General features: G+C 71.9%; 12 protein-coding genes and 1 pseudogene. 4 read left to right on the top strand and 9 right to left on the bottom strand.

The features are described from left to right. The first annotated feature begins 399 nt into the window (after positions 1 to 399). Positions 400 to 810: a hypothetical protein gene (locus ACFYYT_RS30300; protein WP_351831776.1), complete on the top strand. Its 411-nt coding sequence runs from the start codon at positions 400 to 402 to the stop codon at positions 808 to 810. Between the two features lie 104 nt (positions 811 to 914). Beyond that, positions 915 to 1469, top strand: coding sequence for a GNAT family protein (locus ACFYYT_RS30295; RefSeq protein ID WP_351831771.1), 555 nt, complete (start codon positions 915 to 917; stop codon positions 1467 to 1469). Between the two features lie 150 nt (positions 1470 to 1619). Here the strand turns inward: ACFYYT_RS30295 and ACFYYT_RS30290 are convergent. Both ACFYYT_RS30290 and hemC read right to left on the bottom strand, forming a co-directional pair. Next, positions 1620 to 1958 (bottom strand): annotated as a pseudogene (locus ACFYYT_RS30290) (PIG-L deacetylase family protein); the annotation flags it as partial. Next, entirely contained in the window at positions 1955 to 2911 is a 957-nt protein-coding gene (gene hemC / locus ACFYYT_RS30285) for a hydroxymethylbilane synthase (RefSeq protein ID WP_385315253.1), read from the bottom strand. The gene hemC and the pseudogene ACFYYT_RS30290, both read right to left, overlap by 4 nt. A 236-nt stretch (positions 2912 to 3147) precedes the next feature. Here hemC and ACFYYT_RS30280 point away from each other — a divergent pair, with 236 nt between their 5' ends. Together ACFYYT_RS30280 and ACFYYT_RS30275 are read left to right on the top strand one after the other, a co-directional pair. Next, positions 3148 to 4203, top strand: a complete 1056-nt coding sequence (locus ACFYYT_RS30280; protein ID WP_351827403.1) for an EcsC family protein — start codon at positions 3148 to 3150, stop codon at positions 4201 to 4203. Between the two features lie 686 nt (positions 4204 to 4889). Then, on the top strand, positions 4890 to 5132 hold the full coding sequence (locus ACFYYT_RS30275; protein ID WP_351827400.1) for a hypothetical protein: 243 nt from the start codon (positions 4890 to 4892) through the stop codon (positions 5130 to 5132). 27 nt (positions 5133 to 5159) lie between these two features. Here the strand turns inward: ACFYYT_RS30275 and ACFYYT_RS30270 are convergent, their stop codons facing one another. The 7 genes from ACFYYT_RS30270 to ACFYYT_RS30240 form a co-directional block, all read right to left on the bottom strand. Further along, positions 5160 to 6401: a phospholipase D-like domain-containing protein gene (locus tag ACFYYT_RS30270; RefSeq protein WP_351827397.1), complete on the bottom strand. Its 1242-nt coding sequence runs from the start codon at positions 6399 to 6401 to the stop codon at positions 5160 to 5162. Positions 6402 to 6629: 228 nt separating this feature from the next. Then, positions 6630 to 7184 (bottom strand): ATP-binding protein, encoded by a 555-nt coding sequence (locus ACFYYT_RS30265; RefSeq protein ID WP_351827394.1) that lies wholly within the window; start codon positions 7182 to 7184, stop codon positions 6630 to 6632. A gap of 109 nt (positions 7185 to 7293) precedes the next feature. After that, complete coding sequence (locus ACFYYT_RS30260; RefSeq protein ID WP_351827392.1) at positions 7294 to 7656, bottom strand: STAS domain-containing protein; 363 nt, start codon at positions 7654 to 7656, stop codon at positions 7294 to 7296. Between the two features lie 42 nt (positions 7657 to 7698). Beyond that, on the bottom strand, positions 7699 to 8157 hold the full coding sequence (locus tag ACFYYT_RS30255; RefSeq protein ID WP_351827390.1) for a response regulator: 459 nt from the start codon (positions 8155 to 8157) through the stop codon (positions 7699 to 7701). After that, a complete protein-coding gene (locus tag ACFYYT_RS30250; protein WP_388610001.1) occupies positions 8154 to 9779 on the bottom strand; it encodes a CHASE3 domain-containing protein in 1626 nt (541 codons plus the stop codon). The genes ACFYYT_RS30255 and ACFYYT_RS30250 overlap by 4 nt, the downstream gene beginning before the upstream one ends. A 119-nt stretch (positions 9780 to 9898) precedes the next feature. Next, positions 9899 to 11182, bottom strand: coding sequence for a SpoIIE family protein phosphatase (locus tag ACFYYT_RS30245; protein WP_351827385.1), 1284 nt, complete (start codon positions 11180 to 11182; stop codon positions 9899 to 9901). A gap of 160 nt (positions 11183 to 11342) precedes the next feature. After that, positions 11343 to 11843 carry a MarR family transcriptional regulator gene (locus ACFYYT_RS30240; protein WP_351827382.1) on the bottom strand — a complete coding sequence of 167 codons (501 nt, stop codon included), beginning with the start codon at positions 11841 to 11843 and terminating at the stop codon, positions 11343 to 11345. Between the last annotated feature and the right edge of the window lie 34 nt (positions 11844 to 11877).

The following is an 11877-nucleotide window of genomic DNA, read 5'->3' as shown; positions in this document are numbered from 1 at the left end:
GCCCGCCGGGCCCTGACCGCCGCCGCCCACACCCCCCGCTTCGAGGGCCGAATCGTCCCCCGCACCTTCGCCAGGAAAGCCGGCGCCTTCCTCGCCCGCGACGGCATCGTGCTCTACGACAACCCCAGCGCGGTCCTGATCTGCGCCTTCAAGCACGACAACGCCCTCTGCGAACCAGAACCCGGTGCGACCGCCCCACGGCAGTACGACTGCCGGCCCGGCTGCGGGAACACCGTCCGGACCGACAGCCATGCCCGACTTCTACGTGAACGGGCCGAGGAACTCGACCAGCTGGCGGTCCACACTCCTGCCCCGGTCGGCAAGCGACTGCGGGCCAACGCACAACGGCTCCGAGACACAGCCGACACCCACGACGTCAATGCCCACCCTGCTGAGGCTCTGAACGACCAGCATCAGGACGAACGCGCCCGCATTCGAGAGGCCAGGGATCGCCTCCTGACGGGAGCAGCCAAATCCTCAGACGGCAGCCTCACAGCCGTCGCCCTCGCCGCCGAAGCCGGCGTTCACCGCATGGCTCTCATGAAGAGGCACGCGGATCTGAAGAACGAGTTCTACGAGCGAGTCCGCACCGAGACCCGCCAGGTCCCCGAACCCGAGAAACGACTCCGGGAAACCGTCACAAGGATGAAGAAGACCAACGCCAACCAGAAGGCCGAAATCGAAGACCTCCGCCAGCAGGTGACCAGACTTGCCTTGGCCAGCGCCACCCTCATTCATGAAAGGGGCAATTCGTCACCAAGCGCACCCGTCTCCGGCAGCGTGATCGCGTTCCCCCGGGCAGATTCCTGAGGAGGCGCAGTAGGCACTCGAAATCCTCAAAATGCCAGGTCAAAGGACATCTGCGGTCGCCCGAAAGCCTGGACCTCGGGCGCTGGAACGTGATCAAATAGAGGATGACATCGTTCTGGACCGGTCAACGAGTACGCCTGCGCGGTATTGAGCCCGATGACTGGAGCGCGTTCATGCGCTTCGCCGAGGACGAGGAGCGGTTGGGAGACCTGCTCAATCCACCCCGTTCGGCGGAGGGCTTCCGTGCCTGGACGAAAGAGCAGGCCGCTGCCAAGTACGAGGGCGACTGCTTCGGTTTGGCGATCGAAGCCGTCGATACGGGGAAGATAGTCGGTGCTATTGGCTCGCACCACGCTGATCCACGCGCGGGCTGGTTCGAGTACGGCGTCACCATGGAGGCCGAGCATCGGCGCAAAGGCTACGCGTCAGAAGCCGTGGTGATGCTGCTGCGCTTCATGTTCGACGAGCGGCGCTTTCACAAGTGCGGAGCGCGGGTCTTCGCAGACAACGAGGCGTCGTTGGCATTCCAACGACGACTCGGTTTCGTTGAAGAAGGTCGCCTCCGCGACCAAGTATTCTCTGCCGGCAAGCATCTCGATGTCGTCATGATGGGCTTGCTCGCTGACGAGTTCGCGCAACTTCATTCACCGAGCGAGTGAGCGCTCACCCACGCTGATACCGCCTGCTAGCGGTCCAGCAACGACTACTGCATACAGGGCCTGTTCCGGTTGAGTCCGGAGCAGGCCCTGAGGCGTTCCCGCCGACACATCAGCAGCGCAGGAGACTGAACACAAGAACTTGACAGGGAAGACGATGACGTCCGGCCGGAAGTCGCGCACGTGGGCGACGACGCGTTCCACGGTCTCCGCCAGGGGGGCGTCGCGGAACCGGGGCCGCCCGGGGGCGGACGCGGGGACGTGGAGATCGGCGTAGCCGAGCATGCGGGGCGTCCCGGCGCCCAGGATGCGCAGGGCGTCGGTGAGTTCGCGGGCGCGGTGGCTGTCGGCGGCCCAGGTGGCCGTCACCACGGCGGTCCGGGCCCCGGCCGCCGCGTGCCGGGCCAGGATCCCCCCGGCCACGAGGGACTCGTCGTCGGGGTGTGCGTAGACGGCGAGGACGCTCGGCGGGGGCGCCGCGCGCCCGCTCACGCGGGGCCGCCGAGCAGCCGGCCGGCCCCGGCGGCGAGCAGCCGCAGCCCGGCCTCACGCCCGACGCCACCGGCCCCCTCCGCGGCACCGGACGCGCTCGCCCGCACCGGCGCACCGCCCGCCGGATCGAGGACGACGGCATGGACGGTGACCACCCCGGCCGCCTCGTCGAGGGCGGCGTGGGCGGAGGCGGCGGTGAGGCAGTTGCCGTGCAGGGCGGCGAGCACGGCCCGTTCGGCGTCGAGGAGGCTGCGGCTGGGGGCATGGCCGAGCGGGGAGAGGAGGTCCTCGGTGGCGAGGTCGTCGGCGCGGCGCTCGATGACGACGATCCCGGCGCCGGCCGCGGGCAGCCACACGGCGGGGTCGAGGACCTCGCAGACCCGGTGTCCCAGGCCCAGCCGGCGCAGTCCCGCCAGCGCGGCGATCATCACGTCCGCCCCGAGGGTCCCCCGGTCGAGGGCGGCGAGCCGGCTGTCGGCGTTGCCGCGGACCGGTACCGCCACCAGCTCGGGGTGCAGGGCCCGCAGGAGGGCGGCCCTGCGGGGTGCGCTGGTGCCGACCCGGGTGCCGGGCGGCAGTTCCGCGAGGGTGGCCGGGCGGCTCCCGGCGGGCAGGACGAGGACGTCACGGGGGTCCTCCCGGGGCAGGACCGCGCTGATGGCGATGCCGGGGGAGCGGTCGTGCGGGCCGGGCAGGTCCTTGGCGCAGGCGATGGTGGCCCGTACCCGGCCGTCGAGGAGGTGCTCGTCCGCGGTCCGGGTGAAGGCCCCCTTGCCGCCGATCTCGGCGAGGGGGCCCTCGTGGCGGTCGCCCGCGGAGGCGATCTTGAGGATGTCGAGAGGGATCTCCGGGTACCGGGCGCGGAAGGCGGCGGCGAAGCGGGTGGTCTGTTCCATGGCCATGGGGCTGGGACGGGTGCCCAGCCGGACCGGGGGGAGGGCGGTGGCGCTCATGAGGGCTGTGGGCTCCGTTCGTCGGTGCGGCGCCGGCCGGCGGCCCGCAGGGGAGAGGCGTTGCGGCTGCCCAACGCCGGTCGTCGCGGGGCCGTCACGCGCAGGCCGGCCATGGCCTCCATGGAACCCCTCGAACCCGTATTCTGCTCGGTGATGTTCTGCCCGGGCGACGTGCCGGTCGTCAACCAGCCCCCGCTGTACGGGATGTGCGGCCACTTCGACAGCGAGGCGACGACATGACTCTCTCCGCGTACGAACAGCGGGAGTGGGACCTGCTCCAGAAGCGGAAGGCGGCGTCCCTCGGCAAACAGACGAGGAAGATCCTTCCGCAGCAGGCCCGGGAACGGCTCGCTTCGCTCGGCCAGAAGGCGATGAAAGCCCCCGGCGCCGACAAGGTGGCCGCGGCGTACAGCGGCGCCGCCAGGGGTCTGGGCAAGGCCGTGGGCGACACCGCGAGCCGGACGGTGAGCAAGAAGCGCGTCGTGGAGCAGTACCGGCGCGCCGGGCACGACATCGGCGGCCTGGACGGGATCCGTGAGCTCGATCTGCGGGCCGTCGACGACGTCGCGAGGCACAACGTCCTGCGGTACGGCCACGCGCTCTCGGCAGCGGCGACCGGCCTCGGGTCCGCCGCGGCCGTGACGGGCGGCGAAGTGCTGGCCGGCGCCGGAACCATCGCGGGCGCGGGGGCGGGCGCCGCCCCCGGATTCGGAACCGTGGCCGGGGCGATGCTCGCCGACACGGCGATGATGCTCGCCCTGGCCACGCGGACGGTCGCCGCCACGGCCCTCTCCTACGGCTACGACCCGAGCGATCCCGAAGAGGAACTCTTCGTGATGTCCGTGATAGCCCTCGGCATGTCCACGGGCACCTCGGCGAAGACGGCCGCCTACGCCGAACTCTCCCAACTCACCCAGCTGCTGGCGCGGAACGCTCCGTGGGCCAAGCTGAACGAGAAGGTACTCACCAGGATCGCCCAGCGCTTTGCGGCGAAGTTCGCCCAGCAACTGCCGAAAAGGAAGCTCGGGCAGTTCGTGCCCATCGCCGGCATGGCCGTCGGCGCGGGGCTGAGCTACCTGCTCATCGACCGCATCGCGGTGTCGGCGCACGACGCCTACCGGGAACGCTTCCTGATCACCAAGGCGGACGGCAACCTGCCCGCCGCCCCCACCCTCGCAGACACCGCCCCCGCCCAAGACGACGACGCCCTAGGCCTGATCGAACTCCTCCGGGACGAAGACGTCCTCCCCCCAACCACCCCACCCCCCGGCCCCGAAGACGGCCCGGCGTAGGGCTTCAGGTCCAGCCTGGTTCGGTGTGGAGACGGCCGGCTCGGGACGCCCTCGACGGTGGCGCGGGCGTAGGGGACGACGGGGGTGGGCAGGGCGTCGGCGGGCCACCAGCCCCAGGACACGCACCGGTCGGGCTCACGCACCTGCGGTGTCCCCTCCCACCGCCGGGCGCGGAAGACGAGTTGCACGCGGGGCGGACCGCCCGGGTGGCGGCGTCCGGGGAGCGAAGCCCGAGCAGGATCCGGCCGTCCCGTTCGAGGTAGAGACGGACGCCGACGATGTTCGGCCGGGCCCGGCGCGGGGCTGTTGCTGGTGTTCCAGGAGCGCCTCGGAGTCCCGCCCGTCACGGCCGTCCCGGGGGCAATCGGGGCACGAATGTTCCAGCGCTTGCCGCTGTGCTTGCGGCGCACAGTCCGACGTCGTCGAAACTCACTCGAACGGGGCTGCTCCCTGCGGCCGGGGGGCCGTGTCTCGTCGCCAGGACATGCGTGGGGGCGGGGGCCTATACCGGACGGGAGCGGCGCCTGTCACCCCCTGCGCGGGCCGGGCGCCGGATTTGGCCGGCGCGGGCCGTCTTCTCTGGACGGTGGGGGCTCGGGGTTCGTTGACTGGTTGCGGAGACGGCCGCCCGCGAGGCGGTCCGACGCGCACGCCCGGCGGCGTGACGAGCAAGAGAGGGGAACACCATGCGCACGCGTCATGCACTGGTAGGCCTGACCCTGGGGAGTGCGCTCGCCCTGGGCGGTACGGCCGTGACCGCTGAAGCGGCCGAGACCGCCCCGTCGGCGACGGCGCCGTCCTCGTCGCACTTCTCGGGGTTCTACGCGAGCCCGGAGGCCTGCCGCGCCGCCGGCCAGGCCAAGGGGGTCCCCTACACCTGCGAGTTCGTCGACTTCAACTGGTCCTGGGCCCTGTACCTCTGGTACTAGCCCCGCGCCGCCGCCCCGTCCGTGGCGTCAGAGGTAGTGGCGCAGGGGGAGGACCGACAGTTCCCGGGCACGCTGGAGGAGCGAGCGGCGCTTCCAGCGGGCCTCGGCGATCTTGGTGCTGGCCTTGAGGTCCTCGTCGTAGTGGCCGTCCAGGGTCTCGGTGAACGCGATGTCCATCACGGCCAGCATGACCTCCTCGTCGTGGTCGAGGGAGCGGCGGTTGAAGTTCGAGGAGCCGATGAGGGAGACCACGCCGTCCATGGTCAGGATCTTGGCGTGCATCATCGTCGGCTGGTACTGGTGGATGCGCACCCCGCTGGCGATCAGCGCCTCGTAGTGGTGCTGACCCGCCAGCAGGCACACGCGCTTGTCCGTGTGCGGCCCGGGCAGCAGGATCTCCACCGTGACGCCCCGGCGGGCCGTGGCGCAGAGCAGGCCGACGAAGTAGTCGTCCGGGGCGAAGTAGGCGGTCGCCAGGCGTACGCGCTCCTCGGCCGATTCGAGGACCACGCGCATCAGCGTCTGCATGTCCTGCCAGCCGAAGGCGGCGGAACCGCGCACCACCTGGACGATGGCGGAGCCCGCCGGCTCGTGGCTCACGAACCGGTCGCGCTCGTCGAAGAGCTCGGCGTGGCACTCGGCCCAGTTCTGGGCGAAGGCCGCGGCGATGCCGTCGACGGCGGGCCCGCGCACCTCGGCGTGGGTGTCCCGCCACTCCTGCGGGTTGCGCGCGTCGCCGCACCATTCCTCGGCGATGCCGACGCCCCCGGTGAAGGCGGTCCGTTCGTCGACCACCAGGACCTTGCGGTGGCAGCGGTGGTTCTGCTTCAGCGGTGAGAGGGTGACGGGCTTGCGGAACCAGGCGACGTCGACCCCCGCCTCGCTCATGCGGTCCAGCAGGTCCCGTTCTATGAGCCGGCTGCCGAACCCGTCGAGGAGCAGCCTCACCCGTACGCCGTCCCGGGCACGCGCCGCCAGGGCCTCGGCGAACCGGCGGGCGATGTCGCCCCTCCAGTAGACGAAGGTCATCATGTCGATGGTGTGCCGGGCGGAGTCGACCGCCTCCAGCATCGCGGCGAAGATCTCGTCGCCGTTGCGCAGCGGCCTTACGGAGTTCCCCTCGGTCGCCGCGATGCCGATCAACCGCTCCAGGCGGCGCCGGATGCGGTGGATCCGCTCGTCCGGGACCACGGCTGCGGCCGGGGCTCCGGCTCTCTCTCCCGCGCCGGCTTCCGTCACGCCCGCGAGCTGCTCTTCGGTGTGGGTCATACGGGGTCCCCCCTCTCGTTCGCGCGTGCCGCGGTCCCGGACTCCGCTGGAGTCCGGGACCGCGGCGGACCTGGGCCGGGGCGCAGGTCCGCGCTTGCACATGTCCTTCGTCGTTCGCCGTTTCCCTGGCCTGCCGGGCGTCGCCCTTCGCCTGCGCGGCGCGGCCCTCGGCGGTCGGGTGTCCCTCGTATGGCCGGGAGTGCGGACCTCCAAACCGGCAGGGGGTGATCAGTACTGTTCGGCGAGATCGCCGCGGCCGGCGTGGTCCGCACGGCCGGCGCGGTCCGCACGGCCGTCGTGGTCCGCGTGCTCCGCCCGGTCCGTGTGCTCCGTCGCCTTCGCCGCCGCCGGATCCGCGGAGTCCGCCGTCCCGTCCAGCGGCACGAGGACCTCGATGCGCTTGCCGCCCTGGGGCGTCTGCCGGATCGCCACGTTCCGCGCGAGCCGGCAGACCAGCGGCCATCCGAACCCGCCGACGCGGACCGTACCGGCGGACCGGGGGAGCAGGACGGGGAGGGTACTGCTGGCGTCGGTGACCTCCAGCCGGAGCCCGTCGGCGCAGACGGAGGCGCTGAAGTCGAGGAGTCCGCCGCCGTGCCGGACGGCGTTGGTCACCAGCTCCGAGGTCACGAGCAGTACGTCGGCGAGTACGTCGTCCGCGTCGGCGGTGTCCGTCCCGGGGCGGGGCACGGCGCAGGACTCCACGAGAGCCCGCACCCGCTCCCGCGCCTGCGCGGCGTTGCGCGGGACCGGGTGCACCGTCCTGTTCTCGTCGTAGCGCACGGTTCACCTCCTCGTCGGTTACGGCCGGACCGTCTTCGTCTGCCCTGCCTCGGCGTCGTCAATCGCAGAGGTGAACGTTGCTCCGCTCACCCTCCCCGACGGGCGCGGCTCAGCCCCGTCGCGGCGGCATCGGCACGACCGTTGCCTCGGCCACGGTGGGTGCGAAGGCGAACACCTGGTCGGCGCCGGTGATTTCGAGCAGCCGGGCCAGCCGGTGCGGCACGTTCCCCGCCAGGACCACCGGCCGGTTCAGCGCGGGCTGGAGCATGAGGCTGAGGGCCGTCGAATCCACGAACGTGACGCCGGCGACGTCGAGGACGAACCGGGCTATTCCGTCCACTTCGGGATCCAGCGCCGTCCGCAGCTCACCCGAGGTGTCCATGTCGAACTCGCCCGCCATCACCACGATGCGCACGGCCCCCTCGGACCGCGTCTCGACGTAGTTGGGTGCGTCGGTTCCGTGCGTGTCCATGTTCCCCACTTCGTTTCCTTGATCTCGGAGGTCTCGGACCGCTCAGACGGACCGCGGCAGTTTCACCACGGTGACGAAGAAGTCGTCGATCTGCTGGATCGCCCGGATGAACTGGTCCAGATCGACCGGCTTCGTCACGTACGCGTTGGCGTGCAGCTTGTAGCTGCGCAGGATGTCCTCCTCGGCGGCCGAGGTGGTGAGCACGACCACGGGGATGTGGCTCAGCTCCGGGTCCGTCTTGATCTGTTCGAGCACCTGCCTGCCGTCGTACTTGGGCAGGTTCAGATCGAGGAGGATCAGATCGGGACGCGGCGCGCCGGTGTGCTCACCGCGCCGGTAGAGGAAGTCCAGTGCCTCCAGTCCGTCCCGCACCACGTGCAGCACGTTTCCGATCTTGTTGTCCTCGAAGGCCTCGCGGGTCATCAGCTCGTCGCCCGCGTCGTCCTCGACGAGCAGGACTTCGGCGGGAACGCTCGACGGCCGGGTGGTGGGGTTGTTCATCGGCTGGTTCCTTCGCTGGCCGCGGGGGCGGTGGACGGGGAGGGTACTGGTTCCTGGCTCGTGGTGCCGCCCTCGGCGGCCGGGGCTTCGGCGTCGGCAACCGCGACGGGCACCGCGACGGGCACGGTGAACATGATCCGCGTCCCCACGGTGTGCGCGGTGTCGATCCAGATGCTCCCGCCCGCGTGCTCGACGATCTTCTTGCAGAGCGAGAGGCCGATCCCGGTGCCGCCGTAGGTCTCGCGGCCGTGCAGCCGCTGGAAGATGACGAACACCTTCTCGGCGAACTCGGCCGGGATGCCGATGCCGTTGTCCGTGACGGCGAACGTGTGGAAACCGGGTTCCGGGGCGACGGCGTCGCCGCTCGCGTCACCCTCACCGCTGCCGTCGCCGCCGAGGAGGGAGATCTCCACCCGTGGAGTGCGATCGGGGGAGCGGAACTTGACCGCGTTGGCGATCAGGTTCTGCCAGAGCATCGTGAGCAGCGTGGGGTCGCCCACCACCTCGGGAAGCCGCTCCGGCCGGACGATCTCCGCGTCGCTCTCCTCCACGGCGGCGGCCAGGTTGCGCAGCGCCCGGTCCAGCGTGCCGTCCAGCGGGACGCTCTCGCGGGCGTCCTGGACGCGGCCGACCCGGGAGAAGGTCAGCAGGTCGTTGATCAGCACCTGCATGCGCTTGGCGCCGTCGACGGCGAAGGCGATGTACTGGGTGCCGCGCTCGTCGAGCTGGTCCCCGTACCGCTTCTCCAGCAGCTGGCAGAAGGAGGCCACCTTGCGCAGCGGTTCCTGGAGGTCGTGCGAGGCCACGTACGCGAACTGTTCCAGCTCGGCGTTGGAGCGGCGCAGCTCCGCCGCCTGCGCGTCGAGCTCCGCGGCCGTGCGCTCCAGCTGCTCGGCGTTGCGCTGCGAGGCGTTCAGTTCCTCGACGGTCCGGCGGCGCATGGCCTCCACCGCCTCCGCGAGCGAGCGCAGGTCGGCCGGGCCGCGCTGCGGGATCTCCTGGTCGAAGGCCCCGCCCGCGACCCGCTCGGACGCCTTCCGCATCACGGCGAGCGGCCGCAGGACGGCCACGTGGAGCAGGACCCCGAGGCAGGCCCCGGCGAGGAGGAAGGCCGCGCCGATCGCCAGGAGGATGTGGTCGCGCTCCGAGCGGGCCTCGCCGAAGGTGGCGCGCGCCTCGGTCTGTACGCGGTCCAGCCGCTCCTGCTGGGAAGCGATACGCCGGCGCAGCTCGTCGAAGCGGTCCTTGCCCGCCTGGAGCGAGGGCGGCGCGCCGTCGCCCTGGGCCGCGGCGATGGCGGGGGTCGCGAACTCGTCGCGCCACACCCGCGCGGTGTCCTCCACGGCCGCCAGATCCGCCTGGACCTCGCGGTCGCCGTCGAGGACCGTCGACAGCTTCCGGACCGCCGCGCGCTCGTTCTCCCGGCCCCGCTCGTACGGTTCGAGGAGGGCCGGCTCGTGGGCGAGGAGGTAGCCGCGGACCCCGGTCTCCTGGTCCAGCAGGGCCGTCTCCAGCCGGAGCGCCTCCCGCTGGGCGGGCATGACCCCGTCGACGAGCCGGTTGCCGGCCGCCGTGGTGTGCGACAGCAGGGAGGCCCCCACCACTCCCGTACCGAGGACCATGAGGGCCAGCAGGACGAGGACGGCGGTCAGCCACGTCTGCAGGCTCAGCCCGCGACGCAGGGGCCCGGCACGCCGGGCGGGGGCGGCGGCGGGAGCGGACGGTGTTCGTTCTGCGGAGCTCACGCGGGGGTGTTCCATTCGAGGTGGAGTACGGCGACGTCGTCGGCCAGGCCGCCCCAGTCGGCGGCCAGGCCCTGGGCCTCGCGGATCAGGGTGTCGACGAAGGGGTCGGCGGCCAGGCCCGTGTGCCGCCGGGCGATGTCAAGCAGGCCCGTCTCGTCGAGGCGGTCGGAGCCCGGCCCGACGCGCCCTTCGATCAGGCCGTCCGTGAAGAGCATCACGGCGTCGGCGGGCCCCATCGGGACCTCCGTGACGGGCCAGCCCACACCCCAGCCGGGCATGATGCCCAGGGCGGGGCCCCCGGGCACCTCGTGCAGCTCCACGCCCGTCTGGGAGCGCAGCAGGAGGCCCGGGTGCCCGGCGCGCTGCACGCGGACGTGGTCGGCGCCGGGAGGGCGGGTGACGGCGATGAGCGTGGCGAAGATCTCGGGGCCGGCCCGCTCCGCCAGCAGGATCTGTTCCAGGAGCCGGAGCAGCTCCGCGCCGCGGGCGCCGGCCATGACGAAGGCCCGCCAGGCCACGCGCAGGCACACGCCGAGGGCGGCTTCGCCGGGACCGTGTCCCGAGACGTCGCCCACGACGGCGTGCGTCGCCCCGTCGGGGGTCTGGACGACATCGTAGAAGTCCCCGCCGAGCAGGGTCTGGGCGCGGCCGGGCTGGTAGCGGGCGCAGACCGTGACGGAATCGTCCAGCAGGAGCGGCGTCGGCAGCAGGCCGCGCTCCAGGCGGGCGTTCTCCTCGGCGTGCAGTTTGCCGGCGTGCAGGGCGACGGCGGCGAGCTCGGTCTGCTTGCGCTGGATCGCGTAGCGGATGGCCCGCATGAAGACGTCGGCCTCCAGGCGGCCCTTGACCAGGTAGTCCTGGGCCCCCGCGGCCACGGCCGTCAGCCCGGCCTGTTCCTCCGAGAGTCCGGTGAGGACCACCACGGCGGCTTCGGCGGACACGGCCAGCACCTTGTTGAGGCCGTCTATCCCCTCGGCGTCCGGCAGGTGCAGATCGAGCAGGACGCACTGCGGCGCCTCGGCGGCGAGCAGGCGCATGGCGTCGGCGAGCGAGCGGGCGCGTCCGAGACGGACGTCGATCCCGCTGTCCTCCACCAGTTCTTCGACCAGCAGGGCGTCGCCCTCGTCGTCCTCGATGAGGAGGACGTACGGCGGCACACCGCTCCAGAGCGCCAGGGTGCGGTCCTGCTCGGCGGAGGAGGCCCGCCGGGGCGTATTCACGATGTGTGGTGGCCTGCCGCCACCAGGATGCTGGGACCCCAGGTCGAGGGTGCTCCCCATGGCGTCGTGTTTCCTTTCTCGCCACGGAGTGCGGACGTCCGACGGACGCCAGGTTGCGTCGGGGGTCAGCTTAGAGTGATCATTTGCCGTTAGGCAATGTTTTAACAAGTCAATTACCCTGCCCCCCCGCACCGCGCCGCCGCACCGCCCGGCGCGGGCTTCAGGCGCTGTCGGAGAACGGCCCCCCGGTACCCGGGGCGGGCACCGCGAAGTGGCCGTCGGCAGCCTCCCGGAAGGCTGTCAGGCCCGCGACGAGCGCGTCCAGCGCCGCCGGCTCCATCCGGCCGAGCACCGCCGACATCTCGCGCAGCCGGATGGTCCGCTGCTCCTCCAGCAGCGCGGCGCCCCGCACGGTCAGGCGCAGCTCGATCTCCCGCCGGCTGGTCGGGCTCGTGGACCGTGTGAGCAATCCCATGGCCTCCAGCCGGTCGCACAGCCGCGTGACCGAGGGGGGCCGGGAGCCGAGCACGGCGCCGAGCGTCCGCAGGTTGATCCCCGCGGAGTGCTCCACGACCAGCAGCGCCCGCATCTGCGAGGGGGAGACGGCCGGCGCCGCGGCGTCCTGACCCCGGGCGCGCAGCACCTCGAGGAGCTCCGCCGCGGCGCTCATCGCCGCGGACGGGTCCTCGTAGGGGCCGGGTGGACCGCCGGAACGGGGCATGGTGCTCACTTTGCCACCGGTTACCGCGCGATGT

It is taken from the genome of Streptomyces sp. NPDC002032, from assembly GCF_042890765.1.
GTDB lineage: Bacteria > Actinomycetota > Actinomycetes > Streptomycetales > Streptomycetaceae > Streptomyces.
This window is presented reverse-complemented; position numbering and strand designations above follow the sequence as displayed.